The organism is bacterium SCSIO 12741 (assembly GCA_024398055.1).
Taxonomy (GTDB): Bacteria; Bacteroidota; Bacteroidia; order Flavobacteriales_G; family Salibacteraceae; genus SCSIO-12741.
This window is the reverse complement of the sequence record CP073749.1, coordinates 2,927,185-2,947,139: the sequence shown is the minus strand read 5'-3', so window position 1 is coordinate 2,947,139 and position 19,955 is coordinate 2,927,185. Positions and strand designations below refer to the sequence as shown.

At 44.0% G+C, this 19,955-nt stretch carries 17 protein-coding genes; 10 read left to right on the top strand and 7 right to left on the bottom strand.

What is annotated here, in order from left to right:
- Positions 1-2: 2 nt before the first annotated feature.
- Positions 3-2,048: a hypothetical protein gene (locus tag KFE98_12570; GenBank protein UTW60857.1), complete on the bottom strand. Its 2,046-nt coding sequence runs from the start codon at positions 2,046-2,048 to the stop codon at positions 3-5.
- A gap of 161 nt (positions 2,049-2,209) precedes the next feature.
- Between KFE98_12570 and KFE98_12565 the strand changes: the two genes are divergently transcribed.
- The 5 genes from KFE98_12565 to KFE98_12545 all read left to right on the top strand — a co-directional run bounded on the left by KFE98_12565 (position 2,210) and on the right by KFE98_12545 (position 8,333).
- Positions 2,210-3,256, top strand: a complete 1,047-nt coding sequence (locus KFE98_12565; GenBank protein UTW60856.1) for a histidine kinase — start codon at positions 2,210-2,212, stop codon at positions 3,254-3,256.
- The gene (locus KFE98_12560) at positions 3,252-3,980 is read left to right on the top strand and encodes a response regulator transcription factor (protein UTW64701.1); all 729 of its coding nucleotides are present in this window, start codon (positions 3,252-3,254) and stop codon (positions 3,978-3,980) included. Before KFE98_12565 ends, KFE98_12560 begins: the two co-directional genes overlap by 5 nt.
- A 55-nt stretch (positions 3,981-4,035) precedes the next feature.
- Positions 4,036-4,707, top strand: a complete 672-nt coding sequence (locus KFE98_12555) for a metal-dependent transcriptional regulator (protein UTW60855.1) — start codon at positions 4,036-4,038, stop codon at positions 4,705-4,707.
- Positions 4,700-5,164, top strand: a complete 465-nt coding sequence (gene smpB, locus KFE98_12550; GenBank protein ID UTW60854.1) for an SsrA-binding protein SmpB — start codon at positions 4,700-4,702, stop codon at positions 5,162-5,164. Before KFE98_12555 ends, smpB begins: the two co-directional genes overlap by 8 nt.
- Positions 5,165-5,321: 157 nt before the next feature.
- Positions 5,322-8,333 carry an ATP-binding cassette domain-containing protein gene (locus tag KFE98_12545; GenBank protein UTW60853.1) on the top strand — a complete coding sequence of 1,004 codons (3,012 nt, stop codon included), beginning with the start codon at positions 5,322-5,324 and terminating at the stop codon, positions 8,331-8,333.
- 4 nt (positions 8,334-8,337) lie between these two features.
- Here KFE98_12545 and KFE98_12540 read toward each other — a convergent pair whose 3' ends face one another.
- The 3 genes from KFE98_12540 to KFE98_12530 are packed head-to-tail and all read right to left on the bottom strand — an operon-like array spanning position 8,338 to position 11,343.
- Positions 8,338-9,348 (bottom strand): glycoside hydrolase, encoded by a 1,011-nt coding sequence (locus tag KFE98_12540; GenBank protein ID UTW60852.1) that lies wholly within the window; start codon positions 9,346-9,348, stop codon positions 8,338-8,340.
- Between the two features lie 9 nt (positions 9,349-9,357).
- Positions 9,358-10,974, bottom strand: a complete 1,617-nt coding sequence (locus KFE98_12535) for a sulfatase-like hydrolase/transferase (protein UTW60851.1) — start codon at positions 10,972-10,974, stop codon at positions 9,358-9,360.
- 48 nt (positions 10,975-11,022) lie between these two features.
- Entirely contained in the window at positions 11,023-11,343 is a 321-nt protein-coding gene (locus tag KFE98_12530; GenBank protein UTW60850.1) for a DUF962 domain-containing protein, read from the bottom strand.
- 218 nt (positions 11,344-11,561) lie between these two features.
- Between KFE98_12530 and KFE98_12525 the strand changes: the two genes are divergently transcribed.
- The 3 genes from KFE98_12525 to KFE98_12515 all read left to right on the top strand — a co-directional run bounded on the left by KFE98_12525 (position 11,562) and on the right by KFE98_12515 (position 14,192).
- Positions 11,562-13,310 (top strand): hypothetical protein, encoded by a 1,749-nt coding sequence (locus KFE98_12525; GenBank protein UTW60849.1) that lies wholly within the window; start codon positions 11,562-11,564, stop codon positions 13,308-13,310.
- A 75-nt stretch (positions 13,311-13,385) separates the two neighbouring features.
- On the top strand, positions 13,386-13,712 hold the full coding sequence (locus KFE98_12520; protein UTW60848.1) for a TraR/DksA C4-type zinc finger protein: 327 nt from the start codon (positions 13,386-13,388) through the stop codon (positions 13,710-13,712).
- A 21-nt stretch (positions 13,713-13,733) separates the two neighbouring features.
- Positions 13,734-14,192: an OmpA family protein gene (locus KFE98_12515; GenBank protein UTW60847.1), complete on the top strand. Its 459-nt coding sequence runs from the start codon at positions 13,734-13,736 to the stop codon at positions 14,190-14,192.
- A gap of 17 nt (positions 14,193-14,209) precedes the next feature.
- On the opposite strand, the gene folD is transcribed toward KFE98_12515, so the two are convergent.
- Together folD and ffh are read right to left on the bottom strand one after the other, a co-directional pair.
- Positions 14,210-15,097 (bottom strand): bifunctional methylenetetrahydrofolate dehydrogenase/methenyltetrahydrofolate cyclohydrolase FolD, encoded by an 888-nt coding sequence (gene folD, locus KFE98_12510; GenBank protein UTW60846.1) that lies wholly within the window; start codon positions 15,095-15,097, stop codon positions 14,210-14,212.
- 20 nt (positions 15,098-15,117) lie between these two features.
- Positions 15,118-16,461 (bottom strand): signal recognition particle protein, encoded by a 1,344-nt coding sequence (gene ffh / locus KFE98_12505; GenBank protein ID UTW60845.1) that lies wholly within the window; start codon positions 16,459-16,461, stop codon positions 15,118-15,120.
- 130 nt (positions 16,462-16,591) lie between these two features.
- On the opposite strand from ffh, the gene KFE98_12500 reads away from it, so the two are divergent.
- Positions 16,592-16,996, top strand: a complete 405-nt coding sequence (locus KFE98_12500) for a response regulator (protein UTW60844.1) — start codon at positions 16,592-16,594, stop codon at positions 16,994-16,996.
- 48 nt (positions 16,997-17,044) lie between these two features.
- On the opposite strand, the gene KFE98_12495 is transcribed toward KFE98_12500, so the two are convergent.
- Complete coding sequence (locus KFE98_12495) at positions 17,045-18,946, bottom strand: arginine--tRNA ligase (GenBank protein ID UTW60843.1); 1,902 nt, start codon at positions 18,944-18,946, stop codon at positions 17,045-17,047.
- 177 nt (positions 18,947-19,123) lie between these two features.
- Between KFE98_12495 and KFE98_12490 the strand changes: the two genes are divergently transcribed.
- Positions 19,124-19,852, top strand: a complete 729-nt coding sequence (locus tag KFE98_12490) for a hypothetical protein (protein ID UTW60842.1) — start codon at positions 19,124-19,126, stop codon at positions 19,850-19,852.
- Positions 19,853-19,955: the final 103 nt, after the last annotated feature.

The window sequence follows — 19,955 nt, the reverse complement described above, 5'->3', positions numbered from 1 at the left end:
AATCAAGCGGTATCCAAGATACCTTTCTCCACCAAGTAATAAGCTGGTTCCACCATACTTAACCATTTACTGTAGTGCTCGGTATTTTGATATTTGGCTCGAGCCGGAAGCCAAATATTATCGAGTTTAACCTTACTTTCTTCAAAGAATTGGTGTAAATGTTCTTTCTCCTTTTTTCCTAAATTCCCGGCCTTTACCCTTTCATAGACTAAGTCAAGGTCTTCCACAAATCGCTTGGTATCGGCTTCAACGGAGTCAAAATCATCTTTAGACTTAGGTTCCTGAATTTTCTGGGCCAACGCATCCAGCATTTTCACCGTTCCTCCCCGGCGGATTTCGGCTACGTGAAGTCGCTTTCCCTTCCAAACTTGTCCCATCTGAACCTTTTGTGGATCCAGGTAGGTGTCGGGCCGTGCTCCGATATTGAGGTTACTGGTTTCGTGCATTTCTTTTTTGACGTATCGATCTTGTTCTGTGGTTCGTTGACCTTTAACCTTCTTGTCCACAAAAAGCTTAAATGAAGCCAGTGATTGCTTCACCTTAGTTTCGTAATCCTTCCATTTTGCCTTTACAAACTTACCTTCGCTCGACTGTGGATTGGCTAAATTGGAGGGCAGCGGAATATTCATTTTCTCCACCCGGTTCACCAAAGCCCAAAGAGCGACCCAATCTCCCCCTTTAAGCATGCCTTCAGCCAAACTGGCCAAATGGTCCTTCGCCCAAGTTCCAGTTACATCTTTTACGTAACTACTAAAATTGGCATGCATAATAAACTCATTCTTGTCGGTAATAGGGTGAACCGAGTTAGAATTTCGTTGGGACTGTGCATATGTTTTGGTTGCCCTTTGTTTAGCAAGTGCATAATCATGAGAAAATTCGGCCATAAGTCCGGATAACTTACGCCGAAAGAGAACTCCGAAAGATTTCATTTCCGATGATTCATAGCTTGGAGCAACAAAGAGTTGCTTGAGATGCATATCGATTTCAACCAAAACCTTTGAAGCCATGGGATCCTGGAACGGGTGATTGTTATAACCATGAATTCGATCCATATCCACTATGGATTGAGCATCGGTGGCAAAGTTGAGCTGAGAGGAAGTAACTCCATAACCACCTTTAGTGATTTGCTCGACCTGAATATTATTTACCGTTGCCTTATCTACCTGACTCTGCGGAAATTTATCTACGTCGGTGATGTGGCTGTAATGATGAGTCTCCAAGGGCATTACATCTTTCATATGTGGTTTTATGCCCAAGTCCGCCCCCACTCGAGCGATAAAATCTTTCATCGATGCGCTAAATGTCGTCGTGTTAAACGGGTTATAGGACGTTCGCACTCCAATTTTCAAGGCCTTTTTTGAGGCGTCCAAAGACTGAGTTAGTAACTTATCAATTTCCACTACCGGACCACTTAGAGGAACTGGCTTACCAGGCAAAGAAGCCACAATAAAAGGTGGGCTCACCAACTCCAAAGCATTGGCTGCATCGGTTTCCAGAATAAATTTAATTCCGGTCAGAGGCATCGCGGGTGAAAATTCGGCTAACTCCAAATGAGACACTCCTCTTAATGGACCATCCCTCATCTGTGCGAATTCGTGCTCATATCCAGCGGTGGTAAAAAGTCCGGTGTAAAAGTGCCGGAATACTTTGACCTTGTTCTGTAATTCAATTTGATCGGCTATAAATTTCTTGGCTGAACCCGCTCCCTTAGGATTCAATAACATCTCATAGTCTTGCAGCACTATCCAGGCGTCAAAATAGACATCGTCTATGTCGTCAAATTTTCTTCCATCAGCACTAAAAGCGGGTAACAAATGAGCCTTAAGAATCTTCTCATTTTTCTCAGCAAAATTCTTTTTGTGGTTCACCAAATCTGCGTAAGCCTGACCTTCATCTGTTGGATTTCCACCTACTTTCATTACTCGTTGTACCACTGGTTCTGCAGCTACCGTTTGAGCCACCGGTCCAACAGAACCACGATCAGAATGAGATGCAGCAGCGGGTTTAGCATTAGATTGGGCTGGGGCTTTTCCAGAATAGTTAGGCATAACTGAAGCAAGGTATTACGATGGCATCTGATTAACAACAAGTAGTTTTACGTGTTTTGACCAACAACCATTCATCCAGTCAAGCTGAACTTCATACCTAGAATCTGCCCCTTTCCTGTAGTTTTACTTCCATCTGAATAGTGAACGGTTATTTTTGGAAGATGGAGATTCGGCGCTTATATATCCTGTGTCAACTGATCGGCTGGTCGGCCTACATTGTAGTGGTCTACTTTATGAATCTGCTGGCCGATGCTCCCACCGGAATGGATTTGGTCACTACGATGCTGGTGGCCTACATTTTGGGCTTGACGCTATCTCACCTCTATCGAGAAATCATTGTTAGAAATCACTGGTTGGAGCTTTCCATCAGCGACATGATTCCCCGGTTCTTTTTGGGTTCGTTTGCAGTTGCCGCTTTATTTGAAATCAGTTATTCAGGAATTAACATCTTGATTTTGGGGCTTCCCCGAAATTACTATTGGAGCGGCCTGGTTCAGCAATATGCCAGCTTGGTTATCCTGTTCATCCTGTGGTCCCTGATCTATTTCTTCTACCACTTCTTCAAGAACTACAAAGCGGAAGAAATCAAAAACCTGAAATGGGAAGCGAGTATTCATGAGATTAAGTTGAATAAACTCAAGTCCCAGTTAAATCCTCACTTCATCTTTAACTCGATGAACACCATTCGTGCACTGGTGGATGAGGACCCCAAAATAGCGAAACAAGCCATCACGCAACTCTCCAATATTCTGCGGAGCAACTTACTCATGGGGCGCCAAAAAACGATTCCCTTTGAAGAAGAAATTAAGCTGGTCAAGGATTACCTGGCCATTGAAAGCTACCGATACGAAGAACGACTCACCACAGAAATTGATCTCGATCCGAATAGCCAACGTTTTCAGGTTCCTCCTCTCATGGTACAAACCTTGGTGGAAAATGGAATCAAACACGGAATTTCTCACATACCCTCAGGCGGTACACTAAAGATTAACTCCAAGGTAAATGGTAGTCACCTGCATTTGTCGGTGACCAACACCGGGCAATATGATCCCAATGCCGTTCCTGAAACCGGATTTGGATTGACCAATACCCGCGAACGCCTGAAACTGTTGTTTGGCGACGAAGCCTCCCTAAGCATCCGCAACCTGAATAAGAATGAAGTGATTACCGAAATCAAGATACCAAAACAGAAAAAAGATGAAGATTAGAACCATTATCGTAGACGACGAACGCCTGGCCCGAAAAGAACTGTCCCGTCTTTTGGAAGAGCATAAGGAAATTGAAATCATTGGCGATTTTGGCGATCCGGATGAGGCTATTGCCGGAATCACTGAACTTGATCCGGATTTGGTATTTCTGGACATTCACATGCCTGGTAAAACAGGATTTGACGTACTCGAAGAATTGGAACGTGCTCCCCACGTTATCTTTGTAACAGCCTACGACGAATTTGCCATCAAAGCTTTTGAGGTAAATGCCATGGACTACATCCTGAAGCCGGTTGAGGAAGAGCGTTTTTCGGTTGCCCTAAATAAGGCCCTGAAAATCATTCAGGAAAACAAAGAACAAATGATTCGCGACAGTAAGCGGGAACAGCTTACCGGAGGCGATCAGGTGTTTATCAAAGACGGTGAGCGCTGTTGGTTTGTTCACCTAAGGGATATTAAACTCTTCGAATCGATTGGAAACTACGTAAGGGTTTACTTTGAAGACAAGAAACCGCTTATTCTTAAATCACTCAACAACCTGGATAAGCGCCTGGATGACAAAGAGTTTTTCAGGGCCAATCGAAAGCACATCATCAACCTAAAGTGGATTGACAACATTGAGCCCTGGTTTAATGGAGGATTGTTGGTTGAACTTAAAGGGGGAGACAAAATTGAGATTTCCCGCCGGCAGGCTGCCCGACTCAAAGACAAAATGAGTTTGTAATCCACCCACTTTTCCGACCCATTCAATCGGGTGGATTAATTTACTTTTGCCACCGATGAACTCCCTTACCGAAGAGAACTACCTGAAGGAGATCTACTCCTTGTTGGCCCAGAAAAAAAAGCCGGTGTCTACCAATGAACTGGCTAAACGGATGCGGACCAAGGCCTCCTCAGTGACGGATATGGTAAAAAAGCTATCCTCCAAGGACCTGGTTCACTATAAGCCCTACCATGGTGTCACCCTCAGTGATTCCGGAAAAAGAACGGCGCTTAATATCATTCGTAAACACCGAATCTGGGAAACCTTTTTGGTGGAAAAGCTGCATTTTAACTGGGATGAAGTTCACGAAATAGCCGAACAGCTGGAGCATATTCAAAGCCCTGAGCTCATTCGAAGACTTCATGCCTACATCGGCTCTCCCGACTACGATCCTCATGGATCCCCTATTCCGAGTGAAGATGGCGAGATCATCGCGGAAAACCGCAAGGTGTTAGGTGATTTGGCTGAAGGAGAATCGGCTGTGATCGTTGGCGTAAAAAACTCATCGAAAGAATTTCTTAAACACCTGGACAAGCTGAATCTGCATTTGGGTACAACGGTAACCGTGAAAGAAGTAAACACGTTCGACTATTCGATGCAGGTGAATACCCAGCAAAAAGACCTGGTATTATCCGATCAGGTGTGCTCCAACCTCTTTATTAAACCCATGAATACCCAAAATGGCTAATCAGCGCTTTAAGAACGACATACGCATAAAAAACAAACGTGCTAGCTTCGAGTATCAATTGATGGATCGTTTTGTAGCTGGCATTCAACTTCGTGGAACCGAAATTAAGTCGCTGAGAGAGGGTAAGGCCCAGATCAATGAGTCCTTTATTCAGGTAAAAGATGGAGAGGTTTTTGCCGTGAATATGTACATCGAGGAGTATACCCAGGGTACGTACAGCAACCATGTACCTCGACGTGAACGCAAGCTTTTGCTTCAAAAAAGAGAGATCAAGAAGATCGAAAAAAACCTGACTACCAAAGGACTCACGGCTGTTCCGCTTCAGTTGTTTATCAATGAAAATGGATTGGCCAAATTGGAGTTTGCTTTGGCCCAGGGTAAAAAACTCTACGACAAACGCGAAGATCTAAAGAAGAAGGACGTCAAAAGACAACTTGACAGAGGATCAATCGATTAACCGGATTTTAGCGGCGTTCATCGAAGCTACAAATTTAGCATCGGTGCAACGGATGAATTAATCGTCAAAGTTTCCCCCCTAATTTTGCTTACTATCAGCACTTGCTTATATTTGATTTTCGCATTCAAAAAGTTTAAGCGAACCAAGACCTGATTAAATGAGTGAAGAGCTCTTAAAAGCACTGATGAAGTTGTTTGCACTCGCCTCTGATGTGGACGACCTCACCCACCAGAGCCGAGTAATTGTTTCCAATTACCTGAATCAAGAGCTCAATGCACAGCTGGTACCCAAGTACCTTTCCCTATACGACAAATACATCCAGGAAATTCACCACTCCGCTCAGGATTCGAGTGATGCCCTTAGCCAGGAAAACGTTCAAGAGATTTGTTCTCAGATAAACGCTGTACTGGAACAAAAGCAGAAGATCGTTATTTTGATCCGTCTGCTGGAGTACATCCTGGCTGATGAAAATATTTCGGAGCACGAATTTCAATTCTTGCTCACGGCTGCTAAAACCTTCAAGATTCCGGTTCAGGAATTTGAAGATTGCCTGAAGTTTATTGAAGCAGAAGGCAGCAGTATTCCTGATTTGGAGAACATCCTGATCATTAACTCGGAAGAGACCCATAAATCTGAACACAACAAGCATAGCTTCAAGCCGAAAATTGATGGAAACCTGGCTTTCCTCAAGTTTCCAAGCGTGGACATGTTTGTGATGCGTTATTTCGGAAACGAGGACCTGAACCTAAATGGTCAAATCGTTTTTAAAGACCGTACTTATATTCTCACCATTGGTTGTTCGATTCGCAGCACCAAGGTAAATCCGATCTACTACAGCGACATTGTAAGTGCTTTCATCATTCGTGAAGAGAGTGAGAAGATCGTGTTTAAAGCGGAAGACACCGTTTACCGGTTTAGAACCGGAAATATTGGTGTTCGCCCTTTCCACATGTGCGAGGAGAATGGAAAACTGATCGGTATTATGGGAGGTAGTGGCTCGGGAAAATCGACCCTACTCAACTTACTGAATGGAAATTACAAACCCAGCGAGGGTCAGGTTACGCTCAATGGGATCAATATTCATACCCACCCGGAGGAAATCAAAGGGGTGATTGGCTACGTTTCTCAGGACGATCTTCTGATTGAGGAATTAACGGTTTTCCAAAACCTGTATTACAACGCCAAACTCATCTTTGGAAAAAAGACAGATGCTGAGATCACCGAAACGGTGATGGACGTGCTGACTAATCTGGGATTGCGCGATACGGCCAATCTTAAAGTGGGTAGTCCGCTGGACAAATACATTTCTGGTGGACAGCGTAAGCGATTGAACATTGCTCTGGAACTTATTCGCGAACCGGCTTTGCTGTTCGTTGATGAGCCTACTTCCGGACTTTCTTCCCGCGACTCGCAAAACATTATGGACTTACTCAAAGAGCTATCACTCAAGGGTAAGTTGATCTATGTGGTTATTCACCAACCGTCATCAGACATTTTCAAAATGTTTGACAAGCTCCTAATTCTGGATGTGGGCGGTTACATGATATACAATGGCAACCCGGTTGAAGGGATCAAATACTTTAAACGTGCTGCCAACTATGCCAATGCGGATGAAGAAGATCCGTCGGGTAATGTAAATCCGGAAATCATATTCAACATCATCGATCAAAAGGTGGTGGATGAATATGGGCACTTGACCCATGAGCGAAAGATATCTCCTGAAGAATGGTACGAACTGTTCTTGAAGGAAATTGATGCCAAAGTACCTCGCATAGAGGATCCACAACAACCTCCTAAGGTTGATTTCAATCTGGCCAATGTCTTTAGTCAGTTCAAGATATTTACGGTTCGTGATGTACTAAGTAAACTCACCAATCGCCAGTATTTGTTGATCAACTTACTGGAGGCACCGGTGTTGGCCCTGATTCTTTCCTACTTTGTTCGTTATTATCCGTTTAATGGACGTAAGATCGAATATGTTTTCCTTGAAAATGAGAACATTCCGGCTTACATGTTCATGTCTGTGGTCGTTGCCTTGTTCATCGGATTGACGGTGAGTGCGGAAGAAATCATTCGGGATCAAAAAATACGAAAACGAGAATCCTTCCTTAACCTGAATAACGGCGCCTACCTGATCAGTAAGATCCTAATCATGTTTGCCTTATCGGCAATACAAACCGGGACCTTTATTCTTATCGGAAACACCATTTTAAATATAGATGGGATGTTCTGGGACTACTTTATTGTCCTCTTCACTACGGCGTGCTTTGCCAATTTATTGGGTCTGAACATCTCGGCCAGCTTTAACTCGGCAGTCACTATCTATATCCTTATCCCCTTCTTGATCATTCCTCAATTGATCTTTAGCGGGGTCATTGTGAAGTTTGATAAACTGAATCCTACCATCGCATCGCGAACTAAGGTTCCGGTAATCGGAGAATTGATGGCTTCTCGCTGGGCGTTTGAAGCTCTGGCTGTAAATCAGTTTATCTCCAACGATTTTGAAACTCACCTCTACCCTTACGACAAGATTTTGACCATGGCCAATTTCCGTAAAGTGTACTGGATTCCAGAACTGACGGCTAAAATTGGATTGATCGAAAGCCACTACAAGGATGAGGAAAACAAGGAAATGGTTGAAAATGCTATGGAATTGGTTCGCAACGAAATTGCTTTGCAAAACAAAACCTATCCGAAGCTGGCTTACAACAATGTAGAAGAGCTGTCTATGGACAACATCAGTCCTGAGCTTTTCGACGAGCTGCGGGATTACCTGCGTTTGCAACGTACCTTCTACAACAAGTTGTACAACAAGACTATGGATGACAAGGATGAGGAAATTAACCACCTCACCCGCAATGCAGAATTTGATTTTTCAGAATCTAAGAATTTGCACAAAAACCAAAGTTTGTCGGACTTGGTGACTAACAAAGCCGAACTGCAAAAAATCATCGAATACAAAGGAAGATTACTTCAACAGGAGAATCCGATCTACCGCGATTCTGATCAGTTTAGAGGACACTTCTTCGCTCCAAGTAAGAAGATTTTCGGTCAGTACCTGAACACCTTCTTGGTGAATATTTTGGTGATTTGGTCGATGACTCTGGTTTTGATCATTACCCTCTTCAACGACTTCTTCCGTAAGTTTTTGCAGCTGTTTAGTCGCTAAACCCTTAGTTAGAATACCATTTTTTGATCACCTCGGTAACCGGTTTGTTCTGAGGCGTAAATCGATTGTTGTTCTCCCCTCCTACTTCCTTGTGGTTGGGAAACCATTTCCACAAATATCCACCAGCCATCCAAGTTTCTTTCCAAAAAGATTGATACAAAGCCTCGTAGGCAGCCTGCTGAGCAATCAGGTTAACCTGCCCGGCCCGATCTGATTTCCAGGGTTCTTTAGCGGTAAAATCCCGGCTGCGGTATCCGTATTCACAAAACAAGATGGGCTTATCCAAACTATCGGAAAAGTGTTTCATGGACTGCTTCCAGGGTTCCCAAAGCTTGACTAACTCGCTGGTGCTTGGATTAGCTTTTTCAGACAAGGGGAAATAGGCATCTACGCCCACATAGTCGAGCTGATTCCAAAAGGGTATATCTGCATAATTGTCCCAATTGGCGGCATAGGTAATCTTTCCTGAATAAACCGCACGAACTTTCTTGATCAACTCATTCCAGAATTCGGGTCGAGCCTCTACAAAACGATCCATTTCGGTTCCAATACAAAAGATTTCGACCTGTTCCAACTCGGCCAGACGGGCAAAAGTGAGGGTATATTCCAGGTAATGAGATTCAAAAACTTGCCACTTTTTTCGAGCATCGTAATGGCCTGTGTAGGTTCCATACCTCATCCAGATTTGAGGCTTGAGCATAACACTCACCTGCTCTTTTCGAGCCAGTTCGATCATTTGGCGAATACCGGGTTCGGTTTCTCCAAACCACTGCCAGGGCTGATCGTACAGCAAAGCTGCACGGGATGTATCGCACAAAGCATAGGGCATGAGTGAAATCGAATTGGGCGAAATCTCATCCAGATGGGAAAAATGGGAATCATTAACGGGTTTGTCTGTGCTCACAAAACTTACCCCATGAATGGTGTTTTGAGCTTGAGCAGTAATCGCAAAGCACCAACAAAATACTCCTAGAACTGGAGCGAACCAAGGCCAGGATTTACTACCCAATTTCATGTCCTGAAATTACAAAGGATAATAATGCACTTGATCTTCGGTTTCGTAGCGGTAATCCATCACCCTGGGCCAAAGGGTGGGTTGGAGTTCATTCTCCCATTGATCTAAAATGGAGCGCATTCTCGCTACACCCTCAGGATTTTCTGCTGCCAGGTTTCGCTGCTCGTTTTTGTCTTGGTCCAGGCGATACAAGGCCATGGATCCGGTTCGACTGTCTTCAATAAACTTCCAGTTTCCGCTTCTAATGGCTCGGTTGCTACCGGCTTTCCAATACAGATCGCGAGGCAGACTTCGGTCGTTATTTACCAAAGTCACCAAATCACTTCCATCGTACTTTCGATCACTCGGCATAGGTAATCCAACCTGATCCATAATGGTTCTAAATACATCGGTGCTGATTACCGGTGTGGTGCAAACGGATCCTGAATCTACTTTGCCCTTCCATTTCATAAAGAAAGGAACATTGATTCCCCCTTCAAAGTGGGTCATTTTACCTCCCTTAAGCGGTGCATTGGTAGTTGCTTGGGTATAAGTGGCCCCACCATTATCACTCAGGAATACGATGAGGGTATTTTCTTCTAAGCCAAGATCTTTTACCTTTTGATGGATCGCTCCAATTCCGTCATCCAAATTTCGAATCATCGCATAATAAATGCGCTGATACGGATCTTCAATGGATTCGAATTGGTCGTAGTATTTCTTCTGAGCCTGAAAGGGCGTGTGCGGTGCACTATAAGGAACATACAGGAAGAAAGGTCGATCCCTGTTCATATCCATAAATCCAATAGCCTCATTGGTAATCTGGTCGGTTAAATATCCCGGCTCTTCTACCACAACATCCATACGGGTGATCGCACAATTACCTTCTCTTCCCTTGCCCCATATAAAGGGATCGGAAAACTCGGGACAATGCTGATTAACAACCGTGGCTGCATGGGTGTCCGCTTGATAAAGTGAGAACGCTTCGTAGAATCCAAATTGATGATCAAATCCTCGATTTATAGGAATATGAAGCTGGGAGTATCCCAAATGCCACTTCCCTGCAATTCCAGTTACGTAGCCGGCTTTGTGCAATACTTCGGACAGTAGAATTTCACTTGGTGGTACCCCCTGCTTTTCCATCTGCTCTTCATCGGGTACCCCATCCTGAGCAACGCGCCAATCTTCGGTGGCAATGAAGTTCTTGTAAACCCATCTTTCCAATCGGTTTTTGGGATAGCGTTCGTGAATGTGGTACTCGTGGCCAAATCGTTGCGGGTATCTTCCGGTGAGAAGCCCGGCTCTGGATGGACTGCAAATAGGATGGGTAACGTAGCCTTCGTCGAAGCGGACCCCTTCGCTGGAGAGTTGATCGAGGTTTGGAGTTTGGGGTACGGAAGCCCCGTAGGTGGTGATGTCCATTTTTCCGAGGTCATCGGCAACGATCAAAATTATGTTGGGTGGGCGGGTGGGGCCGGTGTCAGATACGGAGGTAATGGCTTGCAAATCCGTAAGGTAATTTAGTTTACCCTGGCGCAGTTCTTCATTCCATTCAATATCCCAGCGATCGCTTGATAAGGGCAAAAGACCATACACCAGGCCGATGACCAACAGGAACAACAGAACAATCCATAGACGTTTCTTCATGGCATCCAATTTTGGCAAATATACCAACGAACACCACTCAGGCCAGGATCATTCCTTACCTACGAATCCTTCTTTACCTCCCCAGATCTGAAAATAGAGTTTAAAATCGCTAATCAATGACCAGATGGGATATTGGAAGGTAGCCGGTTTGTTCTTTTCTACAAAAAAATGACCGATCCAAGCGCAGCCATAAGCAGCCACCACGCCCCCTAAAATGAACCAGGCGTTCAAAGACCAAATAGCCCAAGAAACCAATAGCAAAAACAAGGTGGTCCCGATAAAATGTAAAATGCGAGTCCCTTTTTCCCGATGCTCGCTCAGGTAATAGGGATAGAATTCCTGGAAAGATTTGTACTTACGCGAACTCATATTCTAAAGTTAGTTGATTTAAAAGTAATTGAATCGATCCAATTCAACAAGCCCAACGGCGTCGAAACAACCACGTGCTTTTTCCTGCCTTTGACCTGCCTATTCCTTCGCAATCAATTAGCTAAGGAACTTAGGTTGGAAATGGGGAGATGACATTTATCAAGTTGGGGAGAAGCAAAAAATACTACTTTTACCTCATTAACATCTAAATCCTGCTTATGAAGAGCCACTACCTATCCATTTGTTTTGCAATCAGTTTTGCGATTTTCACGCTGACTGTACAGGCACAGGAACCTGCTCAACAAACGCATGAAAAAAGGGTCTATTTGAATGATGGAAACACCTACGTTCAAAAATCCCTTCCTCTCTATTTGAAATTTTCGACCTCTCCCGGAGGACAGCTTTATGATCTAAAAAGCAAGAAGACTCCTAAGTACGCCGATCCTATGTATTTGGATACGGAAGGGGTAAACTATATCCGAAGTAAATGGGCTGTTGATCCGGAAACTGGAAAGACTGCGATTCCCCAGCAAGAAGTGCTCTACGAAGTATATTGTGATGGAGTTTCTCCTTATACCGGTTTAAAATTTGACGGTGCTCCACGCTACTCCAGCGACAGAGTCTATTATGGAAAAGGCCTGACCTTTACACTCACATCCAAAGATGGAGTTTCTGGAGTTGAGAAAACGCACTATGCACTTAACGCTCAATCCTGGACGGATTACAGCAGCACGGTTAGTGTGGATACAGAAGGTGAGTTTAACCTTTACTGGTACGCCAATGACAACGTAGGTAACGCTGAAAAAACAAGAAGCTCCAAATTTGTTGTTGACTTAAGTGCTCCTACTTCAAGCCACGCTATCGAAGGAATCGTATACAATGGAAACATCATTGCTCCAAGCACCAAGTTCAATTTGAGCAAGAGCGATAACCTATCTGGTGTAAATCGTACTTACTATGCTTTCGATGATAGAGGAAACAAAGTATACGGTGGAAAAATTGGTGTAAGCTATTTGCCTGATGGAGATCATACGCTATACTACTACAGCGTGGACAACGTGAAGAATGAAGAGGTGAAGAAGTCTTTCCAGTTTTACCTGGATAAAATTCCTCCGGTAGTTACCAACTCGGTAAACGGTGATCAGTACAAAGGAAAGTACCTTTATGTTTCTCCAAGAACTACTGTAAGCCTGGCAGCTACAGACAACAAAGCTGGAGTGAATAAAATCTACTACAGAATTGATGGAAAAGAACGCTTTGACTACGGTTCTGAATTCAACATTCCGAATGTAAAGGGAGTTCACACCGTTAAGTATGACGCGACCGATAACGTTCAAAACTTGTCTCCTAACAAATTCTTGACCGTATACATGGACAACGTTGCTCCTACTACCGGAATTCGTTATGGAAGCCCTCAGTTCTTCGCTCGGGACACCTTGTTTATCAATAAGGAAACTTCCATCAAACTTTTCGCTACTGATTACGAATCAGGCGTTCAGCAGATTTCTTACCAGATTGATGGCGGAGGCTACAAGAACTACAGTGAATTCACCATTCCTGGAGAAGGTTACCACACGATTAACTTCAAAACAACGGATAGAGTAAACAACGAAGAGCAGGAAAAAACGTCTAACTTGTATGTAGACAATACTGCTCCGGTGATTTACAACAACTTCAGTATTCAGCCTATTGGCTCAAAGAAAGAGTTGAAAATCTACCCGAACTACACTCGTCTATACCTAGGTGCCACGGATGATCATGTGGGTACGGAAACCATCAAATACTCAGTTAACGATGGACCAATGACCCTGTACTCCTCTCCACAAACGCTGGACATTTCTGAGAAGAACCGTTTCTTGAAAAAGAAAATCAAATACACCGTTAAGGTGGTTGCCAAGGATAAGTTGGGCAACACTTCTGAAAAAATTATCGAGTTCTACGTAGGTCGTCAGAGTGACGATGATTAATAAATAAGAACTCTACCTAAGATTTGCCCCCAATGGCCTGAAGAAGGAATTGCATTGGGGGCTTTTTTATGCCTTATGGATAGACAAAAACTACGAGACAGAATTCAACAGGAATTAATATTGACCCGGGAAAAAGTGCTCGAGCTCAAGGAGCTTACTAAACCCATTGCACCTGAAAACGCCATTGGCCGTGTAAGCAGAATGGATGCCATCAACAACAAATCGGTGAATGAAATGGCACTAAGGCAAGCCGAGTTTAAACTCAGAAAACTGCAAATTGCCTTAGAAAAAGTGGATGAACCTTCTTTCGGTAAATGCGGCCGATGTGGAAGCACCATTCAAGAAGGGCGACTCATGCTTTTGCCTGAGAATACGCTATGCATTCGATGTGCGGCACGTTAATCAAGTCCTTACCTTTAAGCCATGCGAATAACCTTCCTCATTCTATTCCTAAGTTTTCTATCAAGCCACCTTTATGCCCAAAAGTTTTCACTGGCCTCCCATGAAGTGAGTCCTGGATCCGTTTGCAGCCTCTACGATATTCGATTCCAATTGGGAAGAGATTCCCTCCTACCCGGGCAGTCTCAATTGGATAGCTTAGTGGGGTTTCTCCTTAATAACTCCGTGTTGTCTATTGAATTAGGCGTTCATACCGACTTCCGGGGCGACGATGACCGAAACCTGAAGCTCTCTCAAAAACGAGCAGAATCCATTAAAACCTATCTAACTGCTCAAGGGGTTTCAGCAAATAGAATTAAGCCTATTGGATTTGGGGAAAACCAGCCCATCATTGAGCATAAAGAATGGGAGGTACTAATCGAGAAGCACCGTTGTGGTTATTCGGGTAGAACCAATCGTAGGGTTACCGTAGTAATTCTTTAGCAGGAAGTAGTTAGAAACTAAGCCGTTTCTCCAGCCCGTCTCTTAGCCGCTAACAACGTATTTTGAAGCAACGAAGCAATAGTCATCGGTCCTACTCCACCAGGAACTGGAGAGATGTAGGAGCATTTAGGCGATACTGCGTCAAAATCAACATCACCTACCAATCGGAATCCTGATTTCTTGCTAGCATCTTCAATGCGGTGAATTCCCACATCTACCACAACGGCTCCTTCGCTCACCATATCAGCGGTAAGGAAGTGGGGTTTTCCAAGGGCAACAATGATGATATCAGCTCCGCGAGTAATGTCTGCCAAATTCTTCGTCCGGCTGTGGGTTAAAGTAACAGTTGCATTTCCGGGCTTGGTTCCACGAGACATCAAAATGGCCATCGGAGTTCCTACAATGTTGCTACGTCCTATTACCACACAATTCTTTCCTTCAGTCTCTACCTCGTAACGCTTAAGCATTTCCATGATCCCGTTGGGCGTGGCAGGCAAATAAGCCGGAAGTCCCAGTGACATGCGACCTACATTCTCAGGGTGGAAACCATCCACATCCTTTTCAGGAGCAACGGCCAAGGTTACCTTGTGCTCATCAATATGGGCAGGTAACGGTAACTGAACGATGAATCCATCGATGTCGTCATCGTTGTTCAGGTCGTCAATTACCTTCAATAGTTCCTCTTCAGTAGTTTCCGATGGAAGCTTAACCAAAGTGGAACCAAATCCGATCTTCTCACAGGATTTCACCTTTGAATTCACATAGGTTTGGCTCGCACCATCTTCACCAACCAGAACGGCAGCCAAATGAGGTACCTTTAATCCTTTCGCTTTTCGATCTGCGACTTCCTGTGTGATTTCGTCCTTAATGGACTGAGAGGTTTCTTTTCCGTTGAGTAAGATCATAGTCTATTTCAATTATCCGATTATCGGCCCAGACCTGGCATGCCACGCATTCCAGACATCATTTTGGCCATGTTACTTTTGTTCGACATCAACTTCATTACCTTGCGGGTTTCCATAAACTGCTTGATCAGGCGGTTTACTTCCTGAACTTCACGACCGGAACCTTGGGCAATACGCTTACGACGACTTCCATTGATGATGGAAGGATTTTCTCTTTCCTCCGGGGTCATGGAATAGATGATTGCTTCAATGTGCTTGAATGCATCGTCTTCCAACTCCACATTCTTCAGCGCTTTACCCATTCCAGGAATCATCGAGGCTAAGTCCTTGATGTTACCCATCTTTTTGATTTGCTGAATCTGTTTGAGGAAGTCGTTAAAGTTGAATTGATTTTTGGCAATCTTTTTCTGAAGCTTTCTGGCTTCTTGCTCATCAAACTGCTCTTGGGCACGTTCCACAAGAGAAACGATATCACCCATTCCCAGGATTCGATCAGCCATACGTTTGGGGTAGAATACGTCGAGCGCATCCATCTTTTCCCCCATACCCACAAACTTGATGGGCTTATCAACCACTCTTCGAATCGAAAGGGCAGCACCACCTCGGGTATCACCATCGAGCTTCGTTAGAATTACCCCATCAAAATCGAGACGTTCGTTAAATTCACGAGCCGTATTTACCGCATCCTGACCGGTCATGGCATCTACCACAAACAAAGTTTCCTGAGGATTGATGGCATTCTTCACCTGCTCAATCTCATTCATCATTTGCTCGTCAATGGCCAAACGACCAGCAGTATCCACGATGACTACATTAAATCCGTTGGACTTAGCGTAGTTAATACCGTTTCGGGCGATGGATACCGCGTCTTTATTTTCGGGCTCGCTATAAACTTCAGCTCCTACTTGCTCACCCACTACATGCAGCTGATCAATCGCCGCAGGACGGTAGATATCACAAGCCACCAAAAGTGGATTTTTACCTTTTTTCTTTTTCAGGAATTCGGCCAGTTTACCAGTATGGGTTGTTTTACCCGAACCTTGCAGACCCGACATCAGAATAACGGCTGGATTTCCAGACAGGTCCATATCCACCTGATCGGCTCCCATAAGAGTACTCAACTCTTCATGGGTAATCTTCACCATCAACTGTCCTGGAGATACCGCAGTGAGTACATCCTGACCCAGGGCTTTTCTCTTTACTTCTTCAGTAAACTCTTTGGCTACCTTGTAGTTAACATCAGCATCGAGCAGGGCTCTACGTACATCTTTCAGCGTTTCTGCAACGTTGATCTCAGTAATCTGTCCCTGACCCTTGAGTATCTTGAACGACTTCTCTAATCTATCCGATAAACTCTCAAACATAATCTTGCTTCTTTTCTTCCGCGAATAGTCATTCCAACGGGGTGCGCAAAAATAGTAATTCAAAAGCAATGTTTTTAGCAACTTTTTCGACGAACCTTCGTATCCTATTTATCGCAATAATTGCATCGGAATGAATTTGAATAACTCTACGACCACCCACATTCTCGTGGTTGATGATGAATATATCAGCAACCTGATTGTAACCAAGTACCTGGACGATTGCGGCGAGCAGGTCAGCTATACCGTTAAAAATGACGGTAAACAAGCGCTGGACTACCTGCTTGAATGTTCTCCGGAAGGGCTACCTGATTACGTCTTTTTGGATTTGAGAATGCCGGTTATGGACGGATTTGAATTTCTTCGAAACTACGCCGAACGCTTTGAGAACAATTTAAAAACGCGGATTTATATTCTCACTTCTTCCATCAATCAACGAGATATGGATGAAGCCCGCACCTTCGATTGCCTAAGTGGATACATCCAAAAGCCGATGAACCCCCTTATGCTTAAGGACATCATTTTTCAGAAGGCCTGATTTCAGGCTTTAGGAATAGCTAAGAAAAAGGACTGAAGCGCTTTGCTTCTACATTCGCTCAGGTGCTCCAATACCCAATAGATTCAAACAGAAACCGATGGTTTGTCCGGTCTTTTCAGACAGATTGATCCGGAAAGCCTTTTTGGCATCATTCTCTTCATTGAAGAATGGGCAAGCGTGATAGAAAACGTTGTACAGCTTCACCAAATCGTATACATAATTGGCCACTACTGCAGGTGAATATTGATCACCGGCTTCACGAATCACCTCTTCGAAGAAATACAATTGACGAATCAATGCTGTTTCACTTGGATCGAGTTCTGAAAGAGTTCCGGGTACCAAGTTTTCCTGCTCGGCTCTCCGCTTGATCGCTTGAGTTCGAGCATACCCATATTGAATGAAGGGCCCGGTATTTCCATTAATCTGAACAGATTCCTCTGGATTGAACATCATCCGTCTTTTGGGATCCACCTTTAGAATAAAATACTTCAGAGCGGCCAGTCCAATTTGATTGAACAACTCTTCTTGCCCTTCTTCACTCAGGTTATCCAGTTTACCCAATTCCAAAGTCGTTTCTTTGGCCTTGAGGTACATTTCTTCCATCAAATCATCGGCATCCACCACGGTACCTTCACGAGACTTCATCTTACCACTAGGAAGGTCAACCATCCCGTAGCTCAGGTGATAGCAGTTTTGAGCCCACTCGTAACCCAGTTTACCCAATATCATGAACAATACCTGAAAATGGTAATCCTGCTCATTTCCTACGGTATAGATTAGCTGGCTCAACTCAGGTACATCTTCAATACGCATCAGAGCTGTACCAATATCTTGAGTCATGTAAACCGAAGTTCCGTCTGAACGAAGGAGCAACTTGTGATCTAAACCTTCCTGGGTTAAATCGCACCAAATGGAGCCATCCTCTTTTTGGTAGAAGATTCCCTTCTCCAGCCCTTCAAGTACTTTTTTCTTTCCGAAAATGTAGGTATCCGATTCGTAGTAGAGTTGATCAAAGTCGACCTTTAAGCGGTTGTAGGTTTGATCAAAACCATCATAAACCCATCCGTTCATGGTTTTCCAGAGCTCCACTACTTCTGGATCTTTGGCTTCCCATTTACGCAACATTTCCTGGGTTTCGAGCATCAATGGAGCCTCTTTTTCAGCTCGCTCCACCAATTGACGAGCTTCCGCAAACAGTTGCTTGGCTTCGTCTGAATAACCTTCTTCCTTACTCAACTTGCCTTGCTCTTTGATCCAGGCTCCCAGATCTTCAATCTCGGCCAACTGGCTGTGGGCTTCCTTAGCGGCACTTGTTCTTTCCTTTACTTCTTGCTTGTAGCGCTTGTCAAATTCAACGTAGTACTTACCCACCAATTTGTCTCCCTTCAAGCCACTGCTCTGAGGAGTTTCACCGTTGCCAAATTTTTGCCACGCCAACATGGACTTACAAATGTGAATCCCCTTGTCGTTGATGATCTGGGTTTTGATCACCTTGTGCCCATTGGCCTTGAGCAACTCACTAACAGAATATCCCAACAAAATATTTCTGATGTGCCCCAGGTGAAGCGGTTTATTGGTGTTGGGTGAAGAGTATTCCACCATTTTTGTTTCTCCCGATCCCGGAGCAGGCAAGCGATCTTGTGGCTCGCTTAGGTCGTTGAGCCAATTTACCCACCAACCATCAGCAACTTCCAGATTCAAAAATCCCTTAACTACATTAAAACCGGATAGGAAATCAGCTTTTTCACAAAGAAGAGTACCGATCATTTCTCCCGTTTGTTCAGGAGACTTCTTCGACATTTTGAGGAATGGGAAAACCACCAAAGTAAAGTCACCATCAAACTCCCTACGGGTTTTCTGGATTTGAATCATCTTTGGATTCACCTCTACTTCAAACAGTTCTTTAAGACTGCTTTCAACCCATTCGGTCAACATCGCTTCTAATCCCATAACCTTCTGATTAAATCAAGTTGTAAAAAGCCGCAAAATTATTCGAATGCCGGAACATGGTCAATAACCAATGTCATTTATTTCAGCCAGAATTAGTAGCATTTTCTCGTTTTTTAATCCGCTAAGGTTCCCGGGTTATTCGAAAAGATTAGCTTTACAGCTTGATTAAAAAAAAGGATGATTATCCAGCGACATCAATCTTTCCTGGGAGCCCTTGTTTTCGGGCTTCTTTCAGCCCTTCTTATAGCGGGCTGCGGCGAGGGTAGCCCAAAGGTTTCTGGCGACGAAGTCGATCAAGGAATCATCCATTACAAGGTCACCTATCCCTACTTGGATACGAACGACATTGGCCTCAAACTTCTTCCCCAACAAATGACCATGACCTTCAACAAAGACCTTTACCGGGTTGAGTCGGAAGGTGGTATGGGATTATTTTTGGGTGGATTTGTTTCTCATGGAGAAAAACAAACCATGGATTACTTCATGAAAATAATCGGGCAAAAAATGGTTTCCCGGTTTACCCAGAAGTCCATGAAGCAATTTCACCATGAGTTTCCTGCCTACCGGTTGGAGTTTATTGATAGCACGAAAACGATTGCAGGACTACCCTGCCGTGGAGCCAAGGTTATCTTTTTCGATAACATCATTTCCGACTACATTATCTGGTATACAGACAAAATTCAAATCATCAACCCTAATTGGTGCAGTCCATTCCCAAAAATTGAGGGAGTTATGCTGGAATATATCATTCAGCGAGATGGATTAGTTATCCATTTTGAGGCCAATGAAGTGATCCCTTCTAAAATAGACCCATCCGTCTTTACTATCCCTTTGGATTATAAGGTGGTTTCGAACAAAAAGCTGATCTATAAAATGGAGGAAGCTTTTATGGGTTTTGATTATTGATTTTCACCACCTGTTGTTTATAAAAACCCTGTAAATCCAGGGATTCCGCCTAATTCGGGCAGGGTTAATTATTACTTTTGATCGGGAAATCCGGGAATCTTTA

What these genes read in the sequence shown, in the direction of transcription:
- ffh (UTW60845.1), bottom strand. Translation starts at nt 16,461, where the DNA reads ATGTTTGAGAGTTTATCGGATAGATTAGAGAAGTCGTTCAAGATACTC.
- KFE98_12495 (UTW60843.1), bottom strand. Translation starts at nt 18,946, where the DNA reads ATGGGATTAGAAGCGATGTTGACCGAATGGGTTGAAAGCAGTCTTAAA.
- KFE98_12520 (UTW60848.1), top strand. Translation starts at nt 13,386, where the DNA reads ATGGATAGACAAAAACTACGAGACAGAATTCAACAGGAATTAATATTG.
- KFE98_12525 (UTW60849.1), top strand. Translation starts at nt 11,562, where the DNA reads ATGAAGAGCCACTACCTATCCATTTGTTTTGCAATCAGTTTTGCGATT.
- KFE98_12570 (UTW60857.1), bottom strand. Translation starts at nt 2,048, where the DNA reads ATGCCTAACTATTCTGGAAAAGCCCCAGCCCAATCTAATGCTAAACCC.
- KFE98_12530 (UTW60850.1), bottom strand. Translation starts at nt 11,343, where the DNA reads ATGAGTTCGCGTAAGTACAAATCTTTCCAGGAATTCTATCCCTATTAC.
- folD (UTW60846.1), bottom strand. Translation starts at nt 15,097, where the DNA reads ATGATCTTACTCAACGGAAAAGAAACCTCTCAGTCCATTAAGGACGAA.
- KFE98_12565 (UTW60856.1), top strand. Translation starts at nt 2,210, where the DNA reads ATGGAGATTCGGCGCTTATATATCCTGTGTCAACTGATCGGCTGGTCG.
- smpB (UTW60854.1), top strand. Translation starts at nt 4,700, where the DNA reads ATGGCTAATCAGCGCTTTAAGAACGACATACGCATAAAAAACAAACGT.
- KFE98_12490 (UTW60842.1), top strand. Translation starts at nt 19,124, where the DNA reads ATGATTATCCAGCGACATCAATCTTTCCTGGGAGCCCTTGTTTTCGGG.
- KFE98_12555 (UTW60855.1), top strand. Translation starts at nt 4,036, where the DNA reads ATGAACTCCCTTACCGAAGAGAACTACCTGAAGGAGATCTACTCCTTG.
- KFE98_12535 (UTW60851.1), bottom strand. Translation starts at nt 10,974, where the DNA reads ATGAAGAAACGTCTATGGATTGTTCTGTTGTTCCTGTTGGTCATCGGC.
- KFE98_12500 (UTW60844.1), top strand. Translation starts at nt 16,592, where the DNA reads ATGAATTTGAATAACTCTACGACCACCCACATTCTCGTGGTTGATGAT.
- KFE98_12515 (UTW60847.1), top strand. Translation starts at nt 13,734, where the DNA reads ATGCGAATAACCTTCCTCATTCTATTCCTAAGTTTTCTATCAAGCCAC.
- KFE98_12540 (UTW60852.1), bottom strand. Translation starts at nt 9,348, where the DNA reads ATGAAATTGGGTAGTAAATCCTGGCCTTGGTTCGCTCCAGTTCTAGGA.
- KFE98_12545 (UTW60853.1), top strand. Translation starts at nt 5,322, where the DNA reads ATGAGTGAAGAGCTCTTAAAAGCACTGATGAAGTTGTTTGCACTCGCC.